This window comes from Streptomyces olivaceus, from assembly GCF_000721235.1.
Classification (GTDB): Bacteria; Actinomycetota; Actinomycetes; order Streptomycetales; family Streptomycetaceae; genus Streptomyces; species Streptomyces olivaceus.
Genome location: NZ_JOFH01000041.1, coordinates 18187 through 43224 on the forward strand (window position 1 = coordinate 18187; position 25038 = coordinate 43224).

General features: G+C 71.3%; 28 protein-coding genes. 16 read left to right on the forward strand and 12 right to left on the reverse strand.

All coding sequences use genetic code 11. From position 1 onward, the window contains the following. Positions 1–30 precede the first annotated feature (30 nt). Entirely contained in the window at positions 31–444 is a 414-nt protein-coding gene (locus IG94_RS0132805; protein WP_123937878.1) for a MarR family winged helix-turn-helix transcriptional regulator, read from the reverse strand. A gap of 80 nt (positions 445–524) precedes the next feature. Here IG94_RS0132805 and IG94_RS0132810 point away from each other — a divergent pair, with 80 nt between their 5' ends. Genes IG94_RS0132810 through IG94_RS42680 form a run of 3 tightly spaced genes read left to right on the forward strand, consistent with a single transcriptional unit; the run spans position 525 to position 3521 of the window. Further along, positions 525–1964 carry an MFS transporter gene (locus IG94_RS0132810; protein ID WP_031045821.1) on the forward strand — a complete coding sequence of 480 codons (1440 nt, stop codon included), beginning with the start codon at positions 525–527 and terminating at the stop codon, positions 1962–1964. 13 nt (positions 1965–1977) lie between these two features. Next, entirely contained in the window at positions 1978–3360 is a 1383-nt protein-coding gene (locus tag IG94_RS0132815; protein ID WP_052410974.1) for an amidase, read from the forward strand. Next, positions 3357–3521, forward strand: a complete 165-nt coding sequence (locus IG94_RS42680; protein ID WP_157852373.1) for a hypothetical protein — start codon at positions 3357–3359, stop codon at positions 3519–3521. Before IG94_RS0132815 ends, IG94_RS42680 begins: the two co-directional genes overlap by 4 nt. A 176-nt stretch (positions 3522–3697) precedes the next feature. Here IG94_RS42680 and IG94_RS0132825 read toward each other — a convergent pair whose 3' ends face one another. Then, positions 3698–4078 (reverse strand): winged helix-turn-helix transcriptional regulator, encoded by a 381-nt coding sequence (locus IG94_RS0132825; protein WP_063741575.1) that lies wholly within the window; start codon positions 4076–4078, stop codon positions 3698–3700. A gap of 152 nt (positions 4079–4230) precedes the next feature. Between IG94_RS0132825 and IG94_RS0132830 the strand changes: the two genes are divergently transcribed. The 10 genes from IG94_RS0132830 to IG94_RS0132875 all read left to right on the forward strand — a co-directional run bounded on the left by IG94_RS0132830 (position 4231) and on the right by IG94_RS0132875 (position 12297). Then, positions 4231–4530 (forward strand): hypothetical protein, encoded by a 300-nt coding sequence (locus IG94_RS0132830; protein WP_031045830.1) that lies wholly within the window; start codon positions 4231–4233, stop codon positions 4528–4530. 28 nt (positions 4531–4558) lie between these two features. After that, positions 4559–5770: an acyl-CoA dehydrogenase family protein gene (locus IG94_RS0132835; protein WP_051159917.1), complete on the forward strand. Its 1212-nt coding sequence runs from the start codon at positions 4559–4561 to the stop codon at positions 5768–5770. Beyond that, a complete protein-coding gene (locus IG94_RS0132840) occupies positions 5767–6639 on the forward strand; it encodes a hypothetical protein (protein WP_031045836.1) in 873 nt (290 codons plus the stop codon). Before IG94_RS0132835 ends, IG94_RS0132840 begins: the two co-directional genes overlap by 4 nt. Then, complete coding sequence (locus IG94_RS0132845) at positions 6636–7631, forward strand: ThiF family adenylyltransferase (protein WP_051159918.1); 996 nt, start codon at positions 6636–6638, stop codon at positions 7629–7631. The genes IG94_RS0132840 and IG94_RS0132845 overlap by 4 nt, the downstream gene beginning before the upstream one ends. Further along, entirely contained in the window at positions 7628–8668 is a 1041-nt protein-coding gene (locus tag IG94_RS0132850; RefSeq protein ID WP_051159919.1) for a TauD/TfdA family dioxygenase, read from the forward strand. Before IG94_RS0132845 ends, IG94_RS0132850 begins: the two co-directional genes overlap by 4 nt. A gap of 49 nt (positions 8669–8717) precedes the next feature. Then, positions 8718–8972: an acyl carrier protein gene (locus IG94_RS0132855; protein WP_031045844.1), complete on the forward strand. Its 255-nt coding sequence runs from the start codon at positions 8718–8720 to the stop codon at positions 8970–8972. Beyond that, positions 8969–10183: a beta-ketoacyl-[acyl-carrier-protein] synthase family protein gene (locus IG94_RS0132860; protein ID WP_031045848.1), complete on the forward strand. Its 1215-nt coding sequence runs from the start codon at positions 8969–8971 to the stop codon at positions 10181–10183. Before IG94_RS0132855 ends, IG94_RS0132860 begins: the two co-directional genes overlap by 4 nt. Positions 10184–10333: 150 nt before the next feature. Beyond that, entirely contained in the window at positions 10334–11338 is a 1005-nt protein-coding gene (locus IG94_RS0132865; protein ID WP_031045852.1) for a beta-ketoacyl-ACP synthase III, read from the forward strand. Positions 11339–11425: 87 nt separating this feature from the next. After that, complete coding sequence (locus tag IG94_RS0132870) at positions 11426–11941, forward strand: YbaK/EbsC family protein (RefSeq protein WP_031045854.1); 516 nt, start codon at positions 11426–11428, stop codon at positions 11939–11941. 77 nt (positions 11942–12018) lie between these two features. Then, positions 12019–12297, forward strand: a complete 279-nt coding sequence (locus IG94_RS0132875; protein WP_031045855.1) for a DUF1876 domain-containing protein — start codon at positions 12019–12021, stop codon at positions 12295–12297. Positions 12298–12358: 61 nt separating this feature from the next. Here the strand turns inward: IG94_RS0132875 and IG94_RS0132880 are convergent, their stop codons facing one another. The 4 genes from IG94_RS0132880 to IG94_RS0132895 all read right to left on the reverse strand — a co-directional run bounded on the left by IG94_RS0132880 (position 12359) and on the right by IG94_RS0132895 (position 16343). Further along, positions 12359–13558: a serine hydrolase domain-containing protein gene (locus IG94_RS0132880; RefSeq protein ID WP_031045858.1), complete on the reverse strand. Its 1200-nt coding sequence runs from the start codon at positions 13556–13558 to the stop codon at positions 12359–12361. A 161-nt stretch (positions 13559–13719) separates the two neighbouring features. Then, a complete protein-coding gene (locus IG94_RS0132885; RefSeq protein WP_224326613.1) occupies positions 13720–14535 on the reverse strand; it encodes an energy-coupling factor ABC transporter ATP-binding protein in 816 nt (271 codons plus the stop codon). Then, positions 14523–15284, reverse strand: a complete 762-nt coding sequence (gene cbiQ, locus IG94_RS0132890; protein WP_031045864.1) for a cobalt ECF transporter T component CbiQ — start codon at positions 15282–15284, stop codon at positions 14523–14525. Before cbiQ ends, IG94_RS0132885 begins: the two co-directional genes overlap by 13 nt. Beyond that, entirely contained in the window at positions 15285–16343 is a 1059-nt protein-coding gene (locus IG94_RS0132895; protein WP_031045867.1) for an energy-coupling factor ABC transporter permease, read from the reverse strand. 198 nt (positions 16344–16541) lie between these two features. Between IG94_RS0132895 and IG94_RS0132900 the strand changes: the two genes are divergently transcribed. Then, entirely contained in the window at positions 16542–16916 is a 375-nt protein-coding gene (locus IG94_RS0132900; RefSeq protein ID WP_031045870.1) for an SsgA family sporulation/cell division regulator, read from the forward strand. A gap of 28 nt (positions 16917–16944) precedes the next feature. On the opposite strand, the gene IG94_RS0132905 is transcribed toward IG94_RS0132900, so the two are convergent. From IG94_RS0132905 to IG94_RS0132925, 5 genes are all read right to left on the reverse strand, one after another. Beyond that, entirely contained in the window at positions 16945–18639 is a 1695-nt protein-coding gene (locus IG94_RS0132905) for a penicillin-binding transpeptidase domain-containing protein (RefSeq protein WP_043485265.1), read from the reverse strand. 138 nt (positions 18640–18777) lie between these two features. Beyond that, positions 18778–20400 (reverse strand): penicillin-binding transpeptidase domain-containing protein, encoded by a 1623-nt coding sequence (locus IG94_RS0132910; protein WP_031045875.1) that lies wholly within the window; start codon positions 20398–20400, stop codon positions 18778–18780. Positions 20401–20901: 501 nt separating this feature from the next. Further along, on the reverse strand, positions 20902–21147 hold the full coding sequence (locus tag IG94_RS0132915; protein ID WP_031045879.1) for a hypothetical protein: 246 nt from the start codon (positions 21145–21147) through the stop codon (positions 20902–20904). A 109-nt stretch (positions 21148–21256) separates the two neighbouring features. Continuing rightward, entirely contained in the window at positions 21257–21466 is a 210-nt protein-coding gene (locus IG94_RS0132920) for a DUF397 domain-containing protein (RefSeq protein ID WP_031045883.1), read from the reverse strand. Beyond that, positions 21463–22446 (reverse strand): helix-turn-helix domain-containing protein, encoded by a 984-nt coding sequence (locus tag IG94_RS0132925; protein WP_248783099.1) that lies wholly within the window; start codon positions 22444–22446, stop codon positions 21463–21465. Before IG94_RS0132925 ends, IG94_RS0132920 begins: the two co-directional genes overlap by 4 nt. 423 nt (positions 22447–22869) lie before the next feature. Between IG94_RS0132925 and IG94_RS42685 the strand changes: the two genes are divergently transcribed. Continuing rightward, positions 22870–23595 carry an ATP-binding protein gene (locus IG94_RS42685; protein WP_063763426.1) on the forward strand — a complete coding sequence of 242 codons (726 nt, stop codon included), beginning with the start codon at positions 22870–22872 and terminating at the stop codon, positions 23593–23595. 128 nt (positions 23596–23723) lie between these two features. Further along, on the forward strand, positions 23724–24581 hold the full coding sequence (locus IG94_RS0132945; RefSeq protein WP_052410977.1) for an SDR family NAD(P)-dependent oxidoreductase: 858 nt from the start codon (positions 23724–23726) through the stop codon (positions 24579–24581). On the opposite strand, the gene IG94_RS0132950 is transcribed toward IG94_RS0132945, so the two are convergent. Then, complete coding sequence (locus IG94_RS0132950; protein ID WP_031045892.1) at positions 24553–24999, reverse strand: anthrone oxygenase family protein; 447 nt, start codon at positions 24997–24999, stop codon at positions 24553–24555. The genes IG94_RS0132945 and IG94_RS0132950 overlap by 29 nt on opposite strands. Positions 25000–25038: the final 39 nt, after the last annotated feature.

Consider the following 25038-nt stretch of genomic DNA (forward strand, 5'->3'; position numbering starts at 1 on the left):
CGGCGCCGGCCGGCGGAAAGGCGTCGGCGGTCAGCCGACCGCGGGCAGCGAGGGCGTCAGCAGCTCCCGTGCGGCGGCGTCCTCGTCGGCTGCGGCGCGCAGGGTGCCCTCCACCGTCGCGGTGGCCTCACGGAAGAGCGCGAGTCCGGCGGGGGTGAGCCGGACCTGGAAGCCGCGGCCGTCCCCGGGGGACGGCTTGCGCGCCACGTAGTCCGCGTTGACCATCTGCGTGAGCAGCCGGGAGACCTGCGGCTGGCTCCGCGAGGAGCGCGCGGTCAGCTCGCCCGACCGGATCCAGTCCTGCTCGTCCCACATCACTTCCATGATGTCGTACGCGCTCACGCAGAGGTTGTGCCGTTCCGAGAGGGCGCGCTCCAGCGCCTGGTTCAGGCGTGCGCCGACGCGGACGAAGGTCAGCCACTGGTCACCGAGAGAGTTCACCACGTCCTTGAGTCTAGGATCCTCCCTCCGGCTTGTCTATTCATTCGAATACATATAGCTTCCCCGGCGTGGAAGGAGACGACATGACAGAAGCGATGACCGAGGCGGTGGAGGAGCGGCAGCCACCGGCGGCGCCCTGGACCCCGATGGCCGTGGTGGGTGTGGCCCAGCTGATGGTCATGCTGGACTCGACCGTGGTGAACGTGGCGCTGCCCTCGATCGGCGGTGAGCTGCCGGCCGGGCCCTCGGCCCTGCAGTGGACCATCAGCGCCTACGTCCTGGTGTACGGGAGCCTGCTGCTGTTCGGCGGTCGGCTGGCCGACGTGGTGGGCAGGCGGCGCTCGTTCCTGGCGGGGCTGACGCTCTTCACGGCCGCGTCGGTGCTCTGCGGACTGGCCGGGAACGAGGAACTGCTCGTGACCGGGCGGGCGTTGCAGGGGCTGGGGGCGGCGCTGCTGTCGGCCGCCGCCCTGTCGATCGTGCTGGCCGTCTACCAGGTCCCCCAGCAGCGGAAGATCGCGCTCACCGTCTGGAGCGGCCTGGGCGTGCTCGGCGCGACGATCGGCGTCGTACTGGGCGGCCTCATCGTGACGGCGATCAGCTGGCGCTGGGCGTTCCTGATCAACATCCCGGTGGGTGTCGCGGCCTTCGCCGCCGCGCTGCGCAGCCTCCCCGCCCTGGCCGCGAGCGGATCACGACCGCTGCGCGTCCCCACGGCGGCCCTGGCCACACTGGGCCTGGCCTGCCTCTCGTTCGGCCTGATCCGTCTGCAGGACGGCGCGACCACGGCATCCGCGTGGATCAGCCTCGCCGCCGCCGCGGTCCTGCTCACGGTGCTGACCCTGACGGAGCTGTCCGCATCCGATCCGCTGCTCCCGCTCCACCTGCTGCGCATCCCGACCTACTGGCTGTCCAGCGCCGGACTGCTGCTGGCCGCCGCGGTGATGATCAGCAGCTCCTACCTGGCCAGCATCTACTTCCAGCAGGTGCACGACATGAGCGCCCTGGCCGCCGGCCTGGCCCTGCTGCCGATGGGCCTGGCCTCGCTGGTCGTCGCCCTGGTCGTGCCGAAGCTGGTCGCCGCGCTCGGCCCCGGGGGCCTCTACATCGCGGGCGCCGTGGCCCAGCTCGCCGGCGCCGGGTTCCTCGCGACCGGTACGTCCGGCGTGGCGGCGACCGTCGTCGCGCTGGCCGTCATCGGTGCCGGGCTGCCCAGCTCGTTCGTGCCGCTGTACGGGATCGGCAGCTCCCACGTCCGGCTCCAGGAGTCCGGCGTGGGCTCGGGCCTGCTGAACACCTTCAACCAGACCGGCGCCGCCCTCGGCATCGCCGTGGTCGGCACGATCCTCGCGGCCACCGTCCGGGACGAGTCAGGCTCCGGCGCGACCGCCGCCGACGCGACCACGACCGGAGTGGGCCACGGCTTCCTGGCGCTGGCCTGCTGCGCCCTGCTCGCGCTGGTCGTCGCCCTGGCCCTGCACCGACTGACCCGCCCGTCCCCGCCCGCCACCCGGCAGACGTGAAAGGTATCCGCCCGTGAACTCCGTGTCCCACGTTCCGCCCGGCAGCGACCCCGTCGAGGAGGCGATCGAGCGCTCACGCCGCGTCTGCGGACAGGTCGACGACGACCTCGGGATCCTCGTGACCCCGCTGCACGACCGCGCCCTGCGGTCGCACCGCGCCGACCCCCGGGGCGGTCCGCTGACCGGGGTGACGCTCGGGGTGAAGGACGTCATCTTCGAGTCCTCGGCCCCCGCCTCCGCCCAGAGCGACGTCCGCCTGGCGGAGTGGCCCGAGGGGCAGCCCGAGGCCACGGCGGTCTCGCGGCTGAAGGAGGCGGGCGCCGTCGTGGTCGGCAAGACCGCCACCATGGAGTACGCGCTGGGCGTCCAGGACGGCTCCGGCCGGGGGCCGGTCAGCCGCAACCCCTGGATGACCGACCGCTGGGCCGGGGGATCGAGTTCCGGCTCGGGCAGCGGTGTGCTGACGGGCTGCTTCGACGCCGCCCTCGCCACGGACACGACCGGCAGCCTCCGCATCCCGGCCGCCTATACGGGCACCACCGGGTTGAAGGCGACCCGGGGGCGCGTGCCGACCACCGGGACGTACCCGCTGGCACCCTCTCTGGACGCGGTCGGGCCGGTCGCCGGCTCCATCGACCTGTGCGCCAGGCTGCTCCAGGTGATGGCCGGCCCGGACGACGCCGACCCCGTCGCCCCGGACGTCGAGGCGGGCGACTACCTGTCGGCGCTGACGGCGGACGTGTCGGGGCTGCGGGTCGGGGTCGACCACCTCACGGCGTACGCGGACGGCGGCGTGGATCCGGCCCAGCCCGCGGTCTTCGAGCGGGCGCTGAAAGACCTGGACACGCTGGGGATGCGGCGCTCCGCCGTCGAAGTGCCCGGGTACCAGCTGCTCAACGTCGTCGGCAACGTGATCATGCTGGCCGAGGCACACGAAATCCACCACGACGCGCTCGTCCGCGACTGGGCCCGGTACGGCCGGGGAGCCCGGTGGGTGTTCACGGCCGGCGAGTCCATCTCCTCGCGCGACTACCTCCGCGCCCAGCGGCTGCGGGCCACGCTCTCCCAGCAGGTGCAGGCACTCTTCGACCACGTCGACCTGCTGATCACGCCTACGTGCCACCTCGGTGCCCCGAGGCTGGACGGCATGCACCCGCTGGACCCCTCGACGTATCTGGCGTCCATGCACACGACGGCCTGGAGTGTCACCGGGCACCCTGTGGCCGTCGTCCCGGCGGGCTTCACCGGGGACGGGCTCCCGCTGTCCCTGTCGATCGTCGGGCCGTACTGGCGCGAGGACCGGGTCGTAGCCGCCGCAGCGGCCTTCCAGAGCCTCACCGACCACCATCGGCAGCGCCCCGCCGCGCTGTCGCTCGCCACCCAGGAGAGCCGATGAGTATCAGTCAGCTGCCCGACCTCACCGACGAGGACCGGCAGGCGGTGGCGGCGGCGGCCCAAGTGGTCCAGCAGCTCACCTCGGTCCTGCGGGACATCCCCTGCGACGTGACCACACCCGTTCCCGCAGGCCGGGCGCCGCTGCCGGTGCGGCGGTCCTGACCGCGGGAACCGCGACGGAATGCGCGGTTCCATTACGTCGGCCCGGAACCGTCGGGTTCCGGGCCGACGTATGTTCAAAAAGCAGGTAAAGAAATACCTTCCATTCCCCGGTCGGCGAATGCTGCGGTGAATGGGGAACGGCTGGTTCTCACCGCTCCGGTTAATCCGTTAATGGATCAACCATCAACACTTCTCGCCATCTGCAGTGGACGTGAGTTTTGTGTGTCGAAGTTCACTCGCGCTTCTTCGATGCGCGGCGTGTTCTCGCTCGACCAGTCCACGATGGTCCGCACGGCCCGCAGGAGGCTCAGTCCCAGCGGCGTCAGGTGGTAGGTGACGCTCGGTGGCCGGTCGTCGACGACCCAGCGCTCCACCAGGCCGTCCCTCTCCAGTCGCACCAGCGTCTCGGACAGTACCTTCGCGGACACGCCGCTCAGGGCAGCCCTGATGTCGCTGAAGCGGGTGACTCCCTGTGAGATCTGGCTGCAGATGGGCATGGTCCACCGTTCGCCTATGCGGCTGAGGACCGGGCGTGCAGGACAAGTCTGCCGTTCCATTTCCCCCCGTTGCTGACAGTTACCTGAACGTAACCAGGTGTGTCGAACGTTAGTTCATCACGATGAAGTACACAACTGCCTTCCGGTAGAAACGGACCCCGTCGCCGCTCACTCAATGCGAAGGGACCGACATGACGACTTCGTCGTTGCACGTGAAGAATGCCCTTACCGAGGCCGCGCAGGCATCGCCCGCCTGGCATTCCGCCGGTGCCACCGTCCGCTTCGTCCTCTCCGAGCCGACGGTGGAGGTCGTCCTCGACTCCCAGGGCAAGGAGACCGACGCCCCGCCCACTCACCGGCTGGCCATCGCATGGCCGGATCTGCGGGACATCGCCGCGGGCCGGCGCAGTTTCCTCCGCGCGCTGACCGGCCGGCGCTTCTCGGCCCGCGGCCCGGTGATGCAGACCCTCGCCTTCGGCCAGGCCCTGGCGACCTTCGACCTCAAGCACTGAACGCCCTCGGACGACAAGGATCCAGTCAATGACGTTCACGCACTCCCCCGCCGACCACCCGCTGCTTCAGGGGCACGAGGCCGAGGCGCTGCGCCGCGCCGTCGAGTTCGCGCGGGACGGGGTGGCGCCCGGCGCCGCCGAGCGCGACGCCACCGAGAAGGGACAGGTGGACTGGGCCACCGTCCGGGAGGGGCACCGCCTGGGCCTCCTGCGGATGGCGTTGCCCCGCGAGATGGGCGGCCTCGGACTCAGCCAGCTCGGCATCGCGCTCACTCTGGAGGAGATCGCCGCCGCCGACCCCGGGATGGCCCTGGTGTTCGGTGCCACCGGACTGTTCCAGACGCCGCTCCTCGTGAGCGGGGACGCCCCGCTCCAGGAGCGCTACCTCACCCCCTTCCTCGGCGACGAACCCGTCCTCGCCTGCAACGCCGTGGCCGAGGAACGCAACGGGACCGACCTCGTGCTCCCTCAGAACGCCCCGCACGCGCAGGAGATGACGACCGCCCGGCGCTCCGGCGGCGAGTACCTGCTCAACGGGACCAAGAAGTACATCACCAACGCCCCCTTCGCGACCTACGCCACCGTCCTGGCGAACCTGGACGGCTCGGCCGGCTCCACCGGGCTGACCTGCTTCGTCACCGAGCTGGAGCAGGACGGAGTCACGCGCGGCGAGGTGCACGACAAGGTCGGTTACCGCACGGCCCCCGCCGGCGAGCTGGTCTTCGAGAACGCGCGGGTGCCCGAGGGCAACGTCGTCGGTGACGAACGCGGCGGCTGGGACCTCAACGTCGCCATCGGAAACCTCACCCGGGTCGCCTGCGCCGGCGTGGCCACGGGCATCGCCCGGCACGCACTCCGGCGCGCCGTCGACTGGTGCGGCGGACGCAGGCAGGGCGGCCGACTGCTCCACGAACACCAGATGTCCGCGCGGAAGCTCGCCGACATGGCGGCGCGCGTCTCCTCCGCCCGGGCGTTGTACCTGGACGCGGCCCTCAAGGCGGACAACGTCCTGCCGACCCCGGGGTACGAGCCGGCAGTCGCCAAACTCGTCGCCGACCGGGCCGCCATCGACAACGCCGACGCCGCCATGGCGCTGATCGGCGCCCAGGCCTTCCAGCGCGACGACGGCATGGACCGGGTGCTGCGCGACGCCTACGGCCCCCGGATCTACGAGGGCAGCCCGGAAGCGCTCGCGCTCGTCATCACCGGCGAACTGTTCGACGCCCCGGGCATACGATGACGGTCACCACGGGGGACGGCCACCGCGGCCCGCTGCTGCGGGAACACGCCGACATCCAGCTGCCCGGCGTCGAGTCCGCACTCCGCGGCGATCCGGTCTTCCACGCGGTCAGCCCCGAGGACCTCCTGGTGCTGACGGTCCGGGGCGCCCAGCTCCCCGACCACTTCCTTGAACGCGTCTACGCCTTCCGCCTGGTGCAGTACCTCCGGCGCGGGTGGGTCGACGCCGCGGCGGTCGCCGACCGCGACCTGCGGCACGAACCGTACGACGAGCAGGCGCTGCGCGACTTCCACACCCTCGTCCTGGAGCGGGAGACCGGGTGGCTGCGCGGCTACGGCACCCTCGCCGTGTCACCGGACCCGGCGGGCACCACCCTCGGTGACCCCTCCCACCTGCCGTTCGTCGTTGAGCGGGACTACGGGATGCGGCTGGCCGCCACGCTGGGCGCCCGGACCCCGTCGTCCGCGGTCCGGGAGGGCAAGCGGCTGGTCCGCGACGCCGGGATGCCGCGGTCCCACGCCGCGGCGACGGTTCCCTGGTGGGTCTACCTCGCCTGGGCGGCGGCCTGCACCGAAGTACTGGACCGGCCCGGCGGGACCGTCGTGGGCGACGGGAAGAAGAGCGGGGCCGTGCACCAGCTCGGACTGCTCGGCTTCCGCGTCCGCACCCTCGACGTCGCGCCGCTGCCGCCCGGCCCGGCGGACCTCTACGCCCCCATGTGGAACCAGCGCGAGCGTTCCTACCCGTTCCTCCTGACGGACGACGGCCGGCTGCGGCCGACCCTCGATCACCTGACGGCCCTGCTGATGTCCGAAGAGCCGGTCTCCATACGTGCCCGACTCACCCGGTTCCTGGAGACGAGCGCATGAGCATCATCGACGTGGACACGCCCGAACAGGCGCGCGAGCTGGACGAAGACACCTTCTACGCCTGCCTCACCCAACGCAACCGCGGGCTCATCGACCCGCGGCTGCAGGCCAGGATCGCCGCCACCCGGTTGCTGGTGGCCGGGTGCGGCTCCATCGGCGGTGCCACGGTCGCACCACTGGGGCGCATGGGATATCGGCACTTCACCCTGGCGGACGTGGGCACCTACGAGCTGAACAACCTCAACCGGCAGAACGCCACGGTGGACGACCTCGGCCGGAACAAGGCCGAGGTCGGCGCCCGCACGCTGCGGGGCGTCAACCCCCACATCGACGTCCGGGTCGTACCCGACGGTGTCACCGCGGCCAACGCCCGTGAACTCGTCGAGGCCGCGGACGTCGTCGTGGACGGCGTCGACGTCACCACTGGTTCGGGCCTGGCTGCCAAAGTGCGCCTGCACGAGGAGGCATGCCGGCAGCGCAAGCCCCTGGTGACCGGATGGGACATGGCCGGCATGCTCGCGGCCCAGGTCTTCGACTACCGGCTGGTCCGCCGGGTCTTTGACGGCCAGCTCGTTCCGGGGGACGAAGAGCGCCTGAGCACCTGGGAGGTCGTCTTCCGCATCGCCCCACGGGCGTACATACCCGCGGAGATGTTCCGCGAACTGCGGCAGGGGCTGCGCCGTCCCGACTACAGCGTGCCCCAACTGGCCGAGGCAGCGACGCAGTTCGGTTCCCTGGCCGTGCACATGGTCAACGTGCTGGTCTCCGGCCGGAAACTGCCGCGCACCGTCGCGGTGGACGTGCATCACCTGTCGATGACACGGCGTGTCCGCCTCGTCGACGACCTCGCCCGCCAGCTGGAGCGGGCCCGGTTCCTTGCCCAGTTGCCCAGGGGGCATGCCTGGCGCGGGTTCGCGCCCGCGCCGGTCTACCGGGCCGGACGCCGGCTGGCCGGCGGTACACGCGAGAAATGGGAGGAGAAGACGGCATGACTGAGGATTTCCGCTATACGGACCTCCGTGCGGCGGGTGTCCGGATCGACACCGACGCGTCCGCACGCATCGAACAGGCGGCGCTGCGGCTCGCGGGGGAGAACGCGGGGCGCTCACTGCACGACACGGACCTGCTGCACGCCGTGGAACTGGCGGCGGCTGCCCTGCCCGAGGCGGCGCACAAGGCGCTGATCTCGTTCCGCGACGAGGGGAACACCGGCGGCTGCCTGCTGCTGACCGGGCTGCCGCTGGGCGCCCTGCCCGCCACCCCCGACCGCCTGGAGGACGAACCCGCCTGGCCCGAGGTGCCCGTGGCCACGCTGGTCCAGCTCATGGCCATGTCGGTGCTGGGCCGCTCGTTCTCCTACCAGGACGAGAAGTCCGGTCACCTCGTACAGGACGTGTGCCCGAAGAAGGGAGAGGAGGACCGTCAGGAGAACAGCGGGTCCGTGCTGCTGGAACTGCACACCGAGGACGGCTTCCACCCCCACCCCCCGCACTTCCTCAGCCTGCTCTGCCTGCGCGGAGACTCCGAGGGGACCGCGGCCACGGTCACCGGCAGCGTCCTGGACGCCCTGCCGCTCCTGGACGACGAGACCGTCTCGGTACTGCGCGCGCCCGAGTTCCGGACCCGGTTCAGCACGTCCTTCCTGCCCGACGAGACGGTGGAAGTGCTGACCGATCCGATGCCGGTGCTCACCGGGCCCGACCGGTGCCCCGAACTCCATGTGGACTTCCACGGCACCGTCGCCCAGACGCCCCGGGCCGAGCGCGCCCTCGACCGGCTGGAGCAGGCGATGAGGCGCTCTCTGAAGGGCATCGTGCTGCGCCCCGGCGACCTGGTCGTCGTGGACAACCGGCGCGCGGTACACGGCCGTACCGGATTCACTCCCCGCTACGACGGCCAGGACCGCTGGTTGCGCCGCTCCTTCGCCGTCTCCGACCTGCGCCCCGTCAACGACCGGCTGAACGAGGGGCGCAGTCACGTCCCCGTGGTCACGGCGGGCGACCCCCGTCTGGCCGCCACGACGGCCTGAGGACGCAGACCGCCCTCACTCTCTCCCATCCGACGGAAGGACAAGCAACATGAGCGAGAACCTGCAGGCGACCATCATCAAGATCCTCGTGGAGGACCTGGAGGTCGATGCGGAGCAGGCGACCGGCGACGCCACCCTGGCCGAACTCGACCTGGATTCGCTGGCCATCGCCGAGCTCGTCGTGCGACTCAAGGAGGAGGCCGGCGCCGACCTCGGCGAGGAGGAGTCCAGCATGGGCAGCCTGACCGTCTCCGGTCTGGCGGACCTGGCGGTAGCCGCCAAAAGCGGTGAGCAGGCGGCATGAGGACCGGCGCCGCAGTCGTCACCGGCGCGGGCATGGTCACCGCGGCCGGGATCGGTGTCGACGAGACCTGGAAGGCCGTCCGGGAGGGCCGGTCCTTGACCGGCGTCCCGGACAGGCCCGCCGATGTCCCGGAACGCCACTGCCTGCCCGTGGCGCCCTTCGGCAAGGACGTGCTGCCCGGCAGGGGGACCGCGCACCTGGACCCGTTCATCCGCTACGCCCTGGTGGCGGTGGACCAGGCGCTCGCCGAGTCCGGACACGACCCGCGCTCCTGGGACGGCCGCCGGGTGGGCGTGGTGGTGGGCTGCGGACTGGGCGGCGCCGGCACCATGGCCGCCGCCCAGGGCCGGCTGCTGGACGGGGGCGCGGCCGCGGTCTCGCCCTACGTCCACCCGCGCTCCCTGATCAACATGGCGGCCGGGACCGTCGCCATCCGGCACGGCATCACCGGCCCCTCGCACACCGTGGTCGCCGCTTGCGCGTCGGGCGCCGTCGCGATCGGGGTCGCCCGGGATCTGCTGCGCACCGGTGCCTGCGACATCGTCGTCGCCTGCGGCACGGACGCCGGCGTGGTGCCGGTGGTCGCGGCGGGGTTCGCCGCCATGGGGGCCCTGTCGGACGCCGACGCGCTGGACGCGTCCCGGCCGTTCGCGGCCGACCGCAGCGGTTTCGTCCTCTCGGAGGGCGCCGCCGCCGTCGTGCTGGAACGTGAGGAGGACGCCCGTCGCAGAGACGCGCCGCGGCTGGGCAGCGTTCTGGGCCACGGCTGCACCACCGACGCGCACCACCCCGTCCAGCCGCATCCGGACGGTGCCGGCGCGGAGGCAGCGGTGCGGGAGGCGCTGGCGGATGCCCGGCTCGACGCGCGGGACGTCGACCACGTCAACGCGCACGGCACGTCGACCCCGTACAACGACCGCGTCGAGGGCCGTCTGATCAACCGGGTGTTTCCGCACCGGCCTCCGGTCACCGCCAACAAGGGGGTGCTCGGGCACTCGCTGGGCGCGGCCGGTGCCGTCGAGGCGGTGCTGACCCTGCGCTCGCTCGGGGCCGGCGTTGTACCGCCGACCGCGCACACCCGGTCCGTCGACCCGGAGCTGAGCGGGCTGGACCTCGTCACCGGACGGGAGAGAGCCGCGGACCTGCGGTACGCCGTCAGCACCTCCCTCGGTTTCGGCGGCGCCAACTGCGCGCTGGTACTGGGCACATGACGCGCCCCACCGGCCCCGGCCCGACGGTCCACGGGGCCGGTGAGGAGGGCGGTCGCGGTCCGTTCGCCCTCGTCTCGCTGCCGGAGATCGTCACCATGATTCATCTCGCCCCCGCCGTCGCCCGCGCCGCGACGAGAACCGAGGAGACCGATGCCACAGCCTCCGTCCGATCAGCGTCCGTCCGACCGGTGTGCCGTCCTGGCCGGCCTCGGCACGTGTCTGCCCGCACGGAACGTGACCAATGACGACCTGGCCGCGCGCCTGGACACGTCGCACGAGTGGATCCACGGACGCACCGGCATAGCGACCCGCCGGATCGCGGCCGAGGGCATCTCGACGGGCGATCTGGCCACCACCGCCGCCGGGAACGCCCTCGCCTCCGCCGGGCGCACCTCGTGCGACCTGGTGGTGGTGGCCACCACCACACCCGACCGGGCCTGCCCCGCCACCGCCCCGTCCGTGGCCCGTGCGCTGGGTCTCTCCGGGGCGGCCGCCTTCGACCTGGCGGCGGTCTGCTCCGGTTTCGTCTACGCGCTGTCCACCGCCTCGGCCATGATCGCCGCGGGCACCTGCCGGAGCGCGCTGGTCATCGGGGCCGACCTGTACTCCACGATCACCGACCCGGACGACCGGGGCACGGCGATCATCTTCGGCGACGGTGCGGGAGCCGTGTTCCTGGAGCCCGGCAGCCGGACGGACCCCGGCGCCGTCCTCCACCACGACCTCGGCAGCGACGGGGACGGACGCGACCTGATCACTGTCGCCCCGGGCGAACGGTATCTGAGCATGCGTGGCCGCGAGGTGTACGTACAGGCCGTCCCCGGGATGACCGACTCGGCCCTGCGCGTCCTGAAGGAGGCCGGATGGGACGCGGAGGACGTCGACGCGTTCGTCGGGCACCAGGCCAACATCCGCATCCTCGCATCGGTGGCCAAGCGCCTGGGGCTGCCCGAGGAGCGGGTGATCACGAACATCGAGGAGGTGGGCAACACGGCCGCGGCCTCCATCCCGCTCGCGCTCGCCCACGGCGTACGGGAGGGCCGCGTGACGCGCGGCGACCGGCTCCTGCTCACCGCGTTCGGCGGCGGACTGACCTGGGGCTCCACGGCACTGACCTGGTCCGGCGCCCAGCCCGTCCACAGCGTCCGCGGATAGCAGGGGCGGTGTCCGAGCGGTGGGGTGTGGCGGCGGCGTGTGATTACCGTTCGCCGCGGCCCCTGCCTTATCGCTACCGTGCGGACCATGACCACCACCACCGACGACGCTCACGAAGCCCCCGCCGCCCACCCCCGTTTCGCCGCCGCCCTGCGGGAGCTCGGGCTCGGGGAACTGGCCGGACGGGCCCGGCGGTTCCCGGAGGCCACGCGGACCGCCGCCGAGGCCGCCGCCGCCATCGGGTGCGAGCTGAGCCAGATCTGCAAGTCGCTCATCTTCGCCGCGGACGGCGTCCCCGTCCTGGTCCTCATGGACGGCGCCTCCCGCGTCGACCTGGACCGGGTCCGCGAGGAACTCGGCGCCGGGAAGGTCACGCGGGCCAAGGCCGACGTCGTGCGGGAGACGACCGGGTACGCGATCGGCGGCGTACCGCCCTTCGGACACCGTACCCGCACCCGCGTCCTCGCCGACCGCTCGCTGCTCGCGCACGACGTCGTCTGGGCCGCCGCCGGCACCCCGTACGCCGTCTTCCCGATGCAGCCCAAGGACCTCGTCGCCACCGCCGGCGCCACCCTCGTGGACGTGCGCGAACCCTCCGCGTGACCACCCGCCCTCCCCGATGCGTGCGGAGTGACGTCCTGAGGCGCACCCTGGAAGGAGGTGTTCCGGAGGTGATCGTCATGATGCACACCGCAGTGGGATGGCATGTCGAGCTGGAGTTCACGGAGGACGACGACCAGCACACGCGGGCGGTCGCGATGGTGCGGCTCCCCGACGGCACCGAGGTCCGCGCGCACGGCCGCGCCAGCCGGCACCGGGCGGACTCCCGGCAGCCACGGGTCGGTGAGGAGGTCGCGGGGGCCCGCGCGTTGAACGAGCTCGCGATGCGCCTGCTCACCAAGGCGCACGAGGAGATCGACTCGGCGTCGGGGCGGACCTCCCACCCGATCCACGTGTGAGAGGACTGTCTGAAACGGCTGTCTGAAAGGGCTGTGCGAAAGGGCTGTGCGGAAGGGCTGCTCAGTCCGCGTCGTCGCCCGCGTCGAGCGACGTCCGGACCGCCCGGACCAGCGCCTGCGCCCGCGGGTCCGCCGTCACGGTCTTGCGGAAGCCGTTGGTGACGTAGCCCAGGGCTACGCCCGCCTCCGGGTCGGCGAAGCCCAGGGCGCCGCCGCGGCCCGGGTGGCCGAAGGAGCCCGGGGACAGGAACGGCGACGCGCCGCCGTGCAGCATGTAGCCGAGGCCGAAGCGGGTGTTCACCACCAGCACGCGGTCCGGACCGGCGGACTCCTCGGCGCGGGCCCGCTCCATGGTCGCCGGGTCGAAGAGCCGTACCCGCCGCGTCACGCCGTCGACCTCGCCGATCAGCGCCGCGTAGAACCGGGCCAGCCCGTCCGCCGTCGCGATGCCGTTGGTCGCCGGCAGGGCCGCCGCGCGGTACGCCGGGTCGTTCTGGTCGGGGAAGGGCGTGATCGCGGCGAAGGCGCGCCGGGTCAGGGACTCCGGGTCCTCGTAGGCCTCGGTCACGTTGCGCCTGGGGCGCAGGCGGGGACCGTTGCCGGACGGCTCGGGCTCCGCCAGCGGGCCGACGCGCCCGGTCCGGCCGGCCGCCTCCTCCGCCGGGGGCAGCCCCACCCACAGGTCCAGGTCCAGCGGGCGGGCGATCTCGTCCGCGATCCACCGGCCGGCGCCGCGCCCGCCCGTCACCCGGCGGACCAGTTCGTCGAGCAGCCAGCCGTAGGTCAGCGCGTGGTAGCCGTGGTCGGTGCCGGGTTCCCAGACCGGTGTCTGGGCGGCGACGGCCTGCGGGCCCCGCAGCGGGTCCAGCGCGTCCCCGGAGCCGAGCGGCCGGTCGAGCACCGGCAGTCCCGCTCGGTGGTTCAGCACGTGCCTCACCAGCACCCGCTCCTTGCCGTGCGCCTTGAACTCCGGCCAGTACTCGCCCACCGGTGCGTCCAGGTCCAGCTCGCCGCGCTGGTGCAGCAGCAGCGGTACGGCGGCGGCGACACCCTTGGTCGCCGAGCGCACGACCTGCGCGGTGCCCCGGCGCCACGGCTCGATGCCGTCGATGTCCCGGCTGCCGCCCCACAGGTCGACGACCTTGCGGCCGTCCCGGTAGACGGCGACCGCCGCGCCCCGGTCGCCGAGCACCGTGAAATTGCGTACGAACGCGTCCCTGACCGGCTCGAAGCCCTCGGCGACTGTGCCGTGCACGTCCACGCTCACCTCTGTACGTCCCTTCCGTTCGCCCGCGACATTCGCCCGCGACGTTCGCCCGCGACGTTCTCCCGTGACAGTGGGTGCAACCGCCACCGACCGCCCGTGATTCCTCCCCCGGGGTGGGTTGTGCGGTTCGGTCGCGGGTGTTCCGCCGCGCGTGTTCAGTTGCGTGCCGGCACCGAGCGGGGGTCGAAGCCGAAGGGCAGTTCCAGCCGGTGCGCGCGCATCAGCCCGTCGTCCGCCAGCAGCTCCGCCGTCGGGCCGTCCGCCGCGATCACGCCGTCGCTGAGGATCAGGGCGCGGGGGCACAGCTCCAGCGCGTAGGGCAGGTCGTGCGTGACCATCAGGACCGTGACGTCCAGCGCGCGCAGGATGTCGGCGAGTTCGCGGCGCGAGGCGGGGTCGAGGTTGGAGGAGGGCTCGTCCAGGACCAGGATCTCGGGCTCCATGGCGAGCACGGTCGCCACCGCCACCCGGCGACGCTGGCCGAAGGAGAGATGGTGCGGGGGCCGGTCCTTGAACTCCGCCATGCCGACCAGGCCCAGCGCCCGGTCCACGCGGGCCTCCAGGTCCGCCCCCTTCGCCCCGGCCGCCGCCGGCCCGAACGCCACGTCCTCGCGCACGGTCGGCATGAACAGCTGGTCGTCGGGGTCCTGGAAGACGATGCCGACCCGGCGCCTGATCTCGGCCATGTTCCGCCGGTCGACGGGCAGTCCGGCGACGGCGACCGTGCCGGTGCCGCCGGTCAGGATGCCGTTGAGGTGCAGGACCAGGGTCGTCTTGCCCGCGCCGTTCGGCCCGAGCAGCGCGACCCGCTCGCCGCGCGCGACGGAGAAGTCCACGCCGAACAGGGCCTGGTGCCCGTCGGGATAGGCGAAGGCCAGCCCGGAGACGTCGAGGGAGGCGGGCACGTCGGCGACGGGTTCACTCGCGGGGCCGGTCACAGGGCCGGTCACAGGGTCGGTCACAGGGTCCATCCCAGCAGACAGACCACCAGCGCCGCACACGGGAGGGCCAGCGCGTACGACCACTGCGCCCGGGACGCGGTCGCCTCGTCGATGACCGGCATCGAACCGGCGTACCCGCGGCTGACCATGGCCAGGTGGACGCGCTCGCCGCGTTCGTAGGAGCGGATGAAGAGGGCGCCGGCCGACTTGGCGAGCACGCCCCAGTGCCGTACTCCCCGCGCCTCGAAGCCGCGTGACTCCCGGGCGATCCGCATCCGCCGCATCTCGTCCGCGATCACGTCCCCGTACCGGATCATGAACGACGCGATCTGCACCAGCAGCGGCGGCAGCCGCAGCCGCTGGAGGCCGAGCAGCAGGGCGCGCAGCTCGGTGGTGGAGGCCAGGAGCACGGAGGCGGCGACGCCCAGGGTGCCCTTGGCCAGCACGTTCCAGGCGCCCCACAGGCCGTTGACGCTCAGCGACACGCCGAGTACGCCGACCCGCTCGCCCTCGGCCACGAAGGGCATCAGCACCGCGAACGCGACGAACGGCACCTCGATCAGCAGCCGCTTGAGCAGGAAGGACGCCGGGACGCGGGCCGCGTACGCCACCGCCGCCAGCAGCAGCGCGTACAGCCCGAAGGCCCACATCGCCTCGCGCGGCGTCGACACCACGACGACCACGAAGGCGAAGGTCGCGGCGAGCTTGGTGTGCGGCGGCAGGCCGTGCACGGGGGAGTGGCCGTGCCGGTAGAGCCGGTGCGCGTGTCCCGAGCCCACCTAGACGGTCGTTTCCGTGCTGCTCGGGGAGGTGTCGTCGCTGCGCCGCCTGCGCACCGCCCAGAACACCGCGCTCCCCGCGACGACCGTGACGCCGACGCCGATCACGCCCGCGAGGCCGCCGGAGACGCGGGCGTCGGCGATGTCCTCGACGCCGTAGTCGGCGAGCGGCGAGTCGGCGTTCGCGTGCTCCTCGGCCTTCTCGTCGATGCCCTTGTCGGAGGCGACCTTCTCCAGGCCGTCGGGATCGGCGGAGGCGTAGAAGCTGACGAACCCGGCGAGGACCAGGGAGGCGACGAGGCCGGTGATCCACACCTTGCGGTGCGAGCGGGCGGCGACGGGGGCGGGAGCCGGCCCGGTGTCGGAGGGGGCGTCGACCAGCTCGCCGTTCACCCGCAGCTTGAGCCGCTGCCCCAGGCCCCGCGCCCCGTACACGAGGTCCGGGCGTACGGCGACGACGGCGCCGACCGTCAGCGCGGTGATCGCGGCCTCGCCGATGCCGATGAGCACGTGCACGCCGATCATCGCGGTGGCGACCTTGCCGATGGCGACGTCGGTGGTGCCGCCGATCCAGTACAGGAACGTGAAGGCGAGGGCGGCGGCCGGGACGGAGACGAGGGCGGCGACGAAGGAGGCGACGGTGACCGAGCGGCGGGTGCGCGGCAGTACCTTCACCAGTCCCCGGAAGAGGGCGTAGGCGACGACCGTGGTGACGATCGCCATGTCGGTGATGTTCACGCCGAGCGCGGTCAGGCCGCCGTCGGCGAAGAGGATGCCCTGCATGAGCAGGACGACGGACACGCACAGGACGCCCGTGTACGGGCCCACGAGGATGGCGGCGAGCGCGCCGCCCAGCAGATGTCCGCTGGTCCCGGCCGCGACGGGGAAGTTCAGCATCTGCACCGCGAAGATGAACGCCGCGACCAGGCCCGCCAGGGGCGCGGTCCGCTCGTCCAGTTCGCGCCGCGCGCCACGCAGGCTGACCGCGACGGCGCCGGCGGCGACGACTCCGGTGACGGCGGACGTCGGGGCGTTGATGAATCCGTCAGGTACATGCACGGTCTGATAGTAGAGGCCTATTGCAACCCGTTCGCAAGAGCGAGGCAAAGGCTGGTCGTGCGCCGATCCCGCACCGACCTCACGCGGACCTCACATGTGAGATACGGCTCGCAGGGCGTGACCCGGGAAATATGGGACATTGGAAAGGGGGTGGACGCAACGGTTCCGCGTAGGTGGCAGAGCGTGAGGGGCGATCCGATGTCCGTAGTCGAACAGTACGCACGAGCCCACATCCTGACGGACGCGGACCTCCCCGACCAGGACGACGGAGCGATACCCGTCGTACTGCGCTACGACCCCGACCACGACCCGCGCAGAGTGTGCGTCGCCCTGCCCGGCCGCGGCGGCGCCTCCGGCGTCCGGGAGTGGACGTTCTCCCGCGCCCTGCTCGAACAGGGCCTGCGGGCGCCCGCCGGGACGGGCGACGTACGGGTGTGGCCGTGCGGGCGGGTGCAGTCGGTCGTCGAGTTCCACTCGCCGCACGGCTGCTCGGTGGTCCAGTTCGAGACCAAGGCGCTCATGCGGTTCCTGCGCCGCACCTACACGGCGCCGGCCCAACCGGTGGCCCACTGAGTGCCACCGGTCGGGCCGGCGCCGTGGGTCAGCCGGCCTGCTTGAGGAGGGCCGCGACGATCGGGCCCGCGGTCTCGCCGCCGTGGCCGCCCTGCTGTACGACGCCGGCCGCGGCGACATCGCCCCGGTACGCCGTGAACCAGCCGTTGGGCTTCTCCTGCCCGTCGACCTCCGCGGAGCCGGTCTTGGCGCCCATGTCACCGCCGACCCCGGCCATCGCCTCGGCGGCGGTGCCGGCCGCGGCGGTGTAGGACATCAGCTCGCGCAGCGCGCCGAGGGTGGCGCCGGACATCGTGCGGGAGGCCGTGGCGAGCTTGCGGCCGTCGACCGACGGGGCGACCAGGTACGGCTGGTGGAAGCTGCCCGACTTCACGGTCGCGGAGACCGACGCCATGTTCAGCGGGTTCATCCGGACCCCGCCCTGCCCGATGAGGGAGGCGGCCATCTGCGCCTGGCTCTGCACCGGCACCCGGCCGTCGAAGGTGGAGACGCCGACCGACCAGTTGTCCATCGACAGGCCGAAGACCTCCTTGGCCTGCTTGGTCAGGTCGTCGTCCTTCAGCTCCGGGGCCTGGCTGATGAAGGCGGTGTTGCAGGAGCGGGCGAAGCTCGCCTTGAAGGTGCCGTCCTTGATCTCGAACTCGTCGTCGTTCTGGAACTTCCAGCCGCCGTAGGTGAAGTACTTGGGGCACGGGTGCTGCTCGTTCACGGACGCCAGGTCCTTCTCGAGCAGCATCGAGGCGGTGATGACCTTCATCGTGGAACCCGGGGCCAGCGAGCCCTGGAACGCGGTGTTGAAGCCGTGGCCGCCGTTGGCGGCGGCGAGGATCTCACCGGTGGAGGCGCGCAGCAGCACCACCGACGCCTGCTTCTTGCCGTCCACCTGCTTCTCGGCGGCGGCCTGGAGAGCGGGGTCGAGCGTCGTCTTCACGGTGCCCGGCGTGCCCTTGCTCAGCTCCAGCAGGGTCTTCTCGGCCCCCGCCTTCTCCTTCTTGCCGCCCTCGTCCCCGCCGTTCTTCTCCCCGCGGACGGCGCGCAGTTCGATGCCGGGGCTGCCGCCCGCCTTGTCGCCGTACTTCTCGCGCAGGGAGTCCAGGACGGTGCCGAGCGAGGGGTACGTGTCGGTGGTCAGCTCGCCCCCGTCCCGGTCCAGGGCCTTGACGGGCGGGTCCCCGGCCTTGCCGGTGACCAGCTTGTCGCCGTCCTTCAGCTCGGGGTGGACGACGGCGGCGTGCCAGTCGACGCGGGGCTCGCCGTCGCCGTCCCGGCGGACGACGGTCAGCGCGCTGTCGTACGTCAGCGGCTTCGACGTCTTCTCGTAGGCGACCGTGGCCTTGACGGAGAACGGGACCTTGCCCTCGGCCGGGGTGCCCGCGGTGAGGGTGACGTCCTTGATGCGGGCGTCCTTGGTGTAGCCGGTGAGCAGGGCCTTCGCGGCCTCGGCGTCGTCGGTCGCGTCGGCCGCGGCGGTCACGTCGCCCTGCTGCCAGGCGGTCAGGAACCGCTCGGCCGTGCCGGTGACCTCGGTGGCGGTCAGGGGGCCCGTCTTCACTTTCTCCTGGGCCGCCGCGGACTTGGTCCGCGCGGTGTCCTCGGCCTCGGCCTCACCGCCGTACACCGCGTAGGCACCGAAACCGGCGCCGGCCACGAGCACCGCGGCCACCCCGCCGATCACGGCGGGTTTCGTCCTGCGCCGCTCGCCGGCGCCCCTTCTGCTGACCACTGCGTCCCGTTCCTCCGCGATGCCCGGCCCCCGAAGGCTCAAGGAGCCTCCGTCCCGGTGCCTGCCTCTTCTTCTTCCACTTCCAACGACCCGCCCACAGTAGGGGCTTGAACGCCGCCCGGTCTCCCGGAGAGCCGCCTAACCCCCGGCTCGTAGCACATCTGCGACGATCGGCCCGGCCGCGTCGCCGCCGTGGCCGCCCTCCTCGGTCATCGCCGCCGCCGCGACGTCGTTGCGGAAGCCGGTGAACCAGCTGTTGGAGGTGGTCTGTCCGTCGACCTCGGCCGACCCGGTCTTGGCGCCGACGTCGCCGCCGAGCCCGGACATGGCGGCCACGGCGGTGCCCTGGGTGGCGGTGAGCCGCATCATCTGCTTGAGCTGGTCCGCCGTGCCCTGCGGCAGGCCCTCGGCGGTGGCCGGCTTCCGGTCGTCCAGGCCGAAGGCGACCAGGTACGGCTGGCGGAACTCGCCGGTGATCGCGGTCGCCGTCACGGAGGCCATGTTCAGCGGGTTCATCTGCACCTGGCCCTGGCCGATGGCGTTGGCGGCGCGGTCCGGGCCGCCGGAGGCGGGGACGCTGCCGTCGAAGGAGACGACGCCGGTCTGCCAGTTGTCCTGCCCGAGTCCGAAGCGCTTCTGGGCCTCCTCGGTCAGCGAGGAGTCGGTGAGCGGCTTCTCGTCGACGAGCTTGACGAAGCCGGTGTTGCAGGAGCGCAGGAAGGTGTTGGCGAGCGTGGCGCCCGGGTTGGCCTTCATGCCGGTGAGGTTCTTGAAGGTCTGGCTCTGCCAGGTCGCCGTGTCCGGACAGGGCGCGGGTTCGTTCATCGAGGCCACGCCGTTGTCGATGAGCATGGCGGCGGTGATGATCTTCATGGTGGACCCGGGCGCGACCCGCCCCTGGAAGGCGGCGTTGAACCCGTCCTTGCGGTTGTTGGCGACGGCCAGCACTTCCCCGCTGCTCGGCCGCACGGCGACGACGGACGACTCGCCGTACCGCTTCACCGCCTTCTCGGCCGCCGCCTGCACGCCCGCGCTGAGCGTCGTGCGCAGCTTGCCGGGCTCGCCCTCGGTCAGCGTCAGCAGCGGGGTGTCCGGCGCCTCCTCGGCCGCGTGCCGGACGGCCAGCTCGACGCCGGGCGTGCCGCCGGCCTTCGACCCGTACCGCTCCCGCAACGTGGCGAGGACCGGCCCGAGCGAGGGGTACTTCTCCTTGCTCAGCACGTCGCCGTCCCGCCCGACGGCCTCGATCTGCGGCGTCGCGGACTCCCCGGTGACGAGGGTGTCGCCGTCCTTCAGCTCGGGATGCACGACGGACGGCGCCCAGTCGACCAGCGCCCGCCCACTGCTCTCCCCGCGCACCACGGTCAGCCTGCTCTCGTAGCTCAGCGGCTTGGTCGTCCCCTCGAAGGTCACCTTCGCCTTCACCGAGAACGGTACGGAGGCCCCGCTCGCCGTGCCCGGCGTGATCTCGACGCCGCCGATGTGCGCGTCGTCGCCGTAGGCCGTCAACAGCGTCCCGGCGACCGAGGAGTTGTTCGTGTACGACGCCGCGGTGGTGGCGTCGCCCTTCTCCCAGGCCGTGAAGAACTTCTCCGTGGTCTCCTCGACCTCGTCCGCGCTCGGCGGCCCGCTCCGGGCCGACGACCCGCCGTCCCCGTCACCGCCCAACGCCGAGACGACGTTGTAGGCGCCGTACCCGGCCCCGCCCACCATCACGGCGAACACCCCGCCTATGACGGCGACCTTCACCCCCCTGCCCATCGGCAGTCCCCTCCCGCCAGATCCCCGTAAGCCCTTCCGTACACCCTCTTGAACGCGTTCAGAAGCGTGTGCGGTTGCAGCCTATGCGTACAAAGTGAACAGCGGTGCGGATGTTTCCGTTTGGTGGCCCAAAGGAGACCCGGCGGGACGACGCGGCTCCCGGGCGGGCCGGGGCGAGCGTGGAAGGCCGTCCGAATTCCGTGTCGCCACCGGCGAATCGGACGGGCGAGAGCAAAGCGACGCGGATCAGCCCAGGTTCGGGCGGTGGCGCGTCGTACACGTAGGTAACGCTGAAAGGAGGACGAGCGTCCGTCCCTTCGATCCGGGTGGTGTGAAGCTTCATACTCCCGACAGCGCTGCGTGCCCTTCGACCCAGTGTCGGATTCTTCTCCAACTCGGCGCACAGCGACTCGACGGCTTCCACGGCTCCTGCCCCGAGACGCAGGCAGCGAGCACGGGCCTCTTGTGTGATCTCGGCAACCGTCTACTCCCGGCCATCGGTCACCGGCCAGCCCTCCGCGTCGCCTGAATCTCTGCGACGGCTGCGGCGACGGAGGGGCTGAAGGCCGGATCCTGGTGAGTGATTACCCGACCGCGGAACTCTTCCACTAGGCGGACGACACCGGAAAGATCGGCGGGGGCGGCACGGTTGATCTCGCGGGCCAGCTCGGCCTCGAAATCGTCGGCGTCGCTGGGGAAGCCGTAGCCCATGGTGAGGGCGGCGCGCAGTTCACCGATGGTGCGCATGGAGGGGAGATGGGACTGACCTGAGTCTGCAGGGTCCGCAGTCATGGCAGAGGCGCTCCTCTCCGGATGTTGGTTCACGGTAGCGGGAGGTATCTCAGACGTGTGAACGCTATCGATGGGACCCCAGGCTCTCGACGAACGTGGTGAACGCGTCAGCGGAGAAGGTGAGGATCGCGCCAGTCGACTTCGAATCCCGCACGCCTACACATGAACTTTGGGCGGCGACTTCGACGCACTCGTTGCCCTCGCCGCCGCTGTAGCTGCTCTTGAACCACTCCAAACCGCTGTGATCGATCAGGGAAGGCGCTATGCCGGTCATGAGGACAGCTCCTGTCGTGTTCTGGTGACCAGCCGCGACGACGTGGAGACGTCGGCAGCCTGAGAACGAAGGTAGTCGAACGTCAACTTATAGGCACTGACGTCCTCCGCGTCATCGAGGTATACCCCGCGGCGCCGCATCTCGATGTACACGACTGCCATGGAGTTGAGGGGCTCCCGTTCGTCGTCGCGTCCGAGAACTACGAAGTGCCCGGCACCGGCGGCGTGTGCTCCCGCGCTGAACGGCAGGACCTGGATGTCGACGTTGGGACTCTCCGCCGTCTCGTGAAGATGCTTGAGCTGCTGAATCATGACGTCGCTGTTTCCAACCGTCCTGCGAAGCACCGCCTCGTCCAGGACCACCCATAGGTGCACTGCTGGGTCGCGCATGAGGATGCTCTGGCGTTGTATCCGTGCTTCCACCATCCGCTCGATGCTGTCGTTCGGACTGCGGACTTCTCTGGCTTGATGGATGGCGAGGGCGTACTCCCGCGTCTGCAGCAGTCCTGGAATGACCGTGTTCGCGAAGACGTGCTCGTATGCCGCCTCCTGTTCGAATGAGACGAGCGGGTCCAGCCAGTCCGGGACCGCGCTGTTGCCGACCCACCAGCCGTCGGCCTGGGACTTGGCGACCGCTACGAGGGCCTCGCGTTCCTGAGGGGTGGCGTCGCATGCGTCCGCCAGAGCCTTCACCGTGGCCCAGCGGATACGGGCGCGGTCCTGCCACGCTTCATACCGGCTGACCGTCGTGGTGCTGACACCCGCGCGTGCCGCCACTTGTGTCTGGGTGAGGCCACAGCGTTCACGAAGAGAGGTCAGCCCTCGTGCGATCTGCATGCGACCTGCCGGGCCCGTCTGTGTGGCACTCATCTCGTGTCCCTTCCACTTGTGTCTGTGCGCGGCGGCCAAGGGGCGGCCAGCGGGCGTGACCTTATTGGCCCTCTGCAGCAGCGGCCGAAAATTCGAGTTCTCATCACCCACATCAGTGAACTCCTCTCATGGAACAGCCCGCTACGGGATTCCCATGAGAGTTTTCCCTCGCATCGTTTCTCTGCGACGAGGAGTTGAAGACATGAGTGGGTTGGCGCGATCCCTGATCCGTTGGCTGCGAGGGGTGGCCCTCCCCTGGGGGCGTCGAACGGGCAGACCGCTGGAAGGACGCACTGCAGAGGTCTCGGCGGGTGAGTGCGCCATGTCATCTCCGCGCTATGGCCCTTTCAACGCCGTCCCGCGTTCGCACGAGTGCATCGACGGATCTTCCACTCCACTTGTCAGGCCCTACCTGGCCGCGTATGAGCACGAGGAGAAAATGCGCATCCAGCGGCTGCGTCGCGACATCCTCTGGTGTGCCACGTACGGCGTCGACCTTGACACCCGTGACATCCACGCTTGCGTGGCGGCGTCATGAGCGACGGCACGGATCAGGTGCGGGTCCTGCCCGGGGTCGGCGTGCACGGGCGGAGTGCCGTGCTCTTCACGGACGGGACTGGGCCCGTTTCCCGGCTCGCGGACCATATGGAAGCGGTACAGCTCGGGCTGGGGGAGCGGCTGCTGGGTCGGGCGCTGTACGTGCTGGAGGAGTGTCGACCGGAGTTCGAAGAACTGCACCGGCTGGCCGCCCAGTTGGCGGACGCGCTCGCGGATGCCCTGTTCATCGCCGCATCCCGAGGAACTCGTCCAGGAGAGGAAGAGCCGGTTCCGGCGGACGGGGCTTCGCCGGCCGTCCTTGCGTACGGCCTGCTCACCCTCCCCGGCGAGGACCTCGCCTCCGCTCGTGCCGCACGGCACTACGTCCGTGACACCTGCCGGTCGTGGGGTCTGTCGACCGGCACGGCGGACGACCTTGTGGCCATCACCGGCGAGCTCGTCGCCAACGCGCTGGAGCACACGGGCAGCCCTGCGGTCGTGGTCACCTGTGTCCTCACCGCCGGCGTCGTCACGGTCGGCGTGACCGACGACGGCAAGGGCGGTGGTGAGCCGGTGGTCTCGGCGTCGGCCGGTGTGTCCGGAGCGGAGTGCGAGGGCGGGCGGGGGCTGCTGATCACTGATGCGCTGGCCACTCGGTGGGGGACGGGGCGTACGGGTGGAGGGCTGACCGTGTGGGCCGAGGTTGCTGTTGGGCCGCAGTGAGCTGCCCGCGTCCTGGATGATGTTGTCATTGACTACCGTGTTGCCGGTGTCTACATTCAGAGGGTGTCCGGTACTCGCGGCGGCTCGTCGAGTCGGCGTGTGCACGCTCCCTGAAAGGCGTTCCCGTCATGCCCCCTGCGCGTAAGAACGAACTCGTCGTTGTGTCCGGGGCGTCGACGGGGATCGGGGCCGCGACGGCGCGCGAACTCGCCTCGTTGGGCTACCACGTTCTTGCCGGGGTGCGTACCGAGCAGGAGGCGGACGCCGTCCGGGGGGAGGGTGTCGAGCCGGTCACCCTGGACATCACCGTGGCCGGGCACATCGACGCCCTCGCGGAGCGGGTCGCCGGCGACCCCGAGGGGCGTGTGCTGCGGGCGCTCGTCAACAACGCCGGGATCGAGGTCAACGCGCCGGTCGAGGCGCTGCCGTTGGAGACGTGGCGTGAGCAGTTCGAGGTGAACCTGTTCGGGCACGTCGCCGTCATCCAGAAACTCCTGCCGTTTCTGCGGAAGAGCCGGGGCCGGATCGTCAACATCAGTTCCGTGGGCGGGGTGGCCGCCCTCCCGATCTTCGGCGCGTACGCGGGGACGAAGTTCGCGCTCGAAGCCGCCAGCGACGCCCTGCGCCGCGAGGTCAAGGCGCAGGGCATCCAGGTGGTGGTCGTCCAACCGGGCGGCGTGCAGACCGAGATGGCCGCTCACAGCGGAGACATCTCCCTCGGGCTTGCCGACAGGATGGGTGCCGAGCATCAGCGTCTCTACGGTGATCTCGTCAGGTCGACCGTCGCCTCGAACGCCGCCTTCCTCAAGCGTGCCCTGCCCGCGGCGAAGGCCGGAGCCAAGGTCGCCCGAGTGGTCACGGCCGCTCGGCCGCGCACGCGCTACACGCTCGGCACGGACGCCGCCTTCATCGTCCCTCTCGCCCGGTTCCTGCCCGACCGCCTGATGGACAGGGTGCTCACGCCAGGGCGGCGGCGAGCAGGGTGAAGGCGGCGATGATGACGGCGACGCGGGCGTAGTGGTAGCGGTCCCAGCGAGTCGCCTGTTCCTTCCAGTCGTCGGGGCGGTTCTCCGGTGTCCAGGTCTTGCCCCGGTTGTTGATGGGGACGAGCAGCGCGACCGACATGATCACGCTCAGGAGCAGCAGCGCTGCGGCGACGACGACGAGCTTCGCGGCGGATTCGCCCCATGCGGCGATGGCCCAGACGGCGCTGAGCGCGAGCGAGGCGATGTACCAGACCGGCATCAGGGCGCCGAGCATCCGGCCCCCGTGGGCGCGGCCGAGCAGGGCGCTGTCCTCGGGGAGGGCGTCGAGGATCCGGTTGATGACGAAGGCGACGGAGAACTCCACTCCCACCATGAGCCCGACGGTCACGGTGGTGAATACCTCTAGTGCGGTGAGCATGGTGATCCTTTCCGGATCAGATTCGGGTTCCGGTTCCGG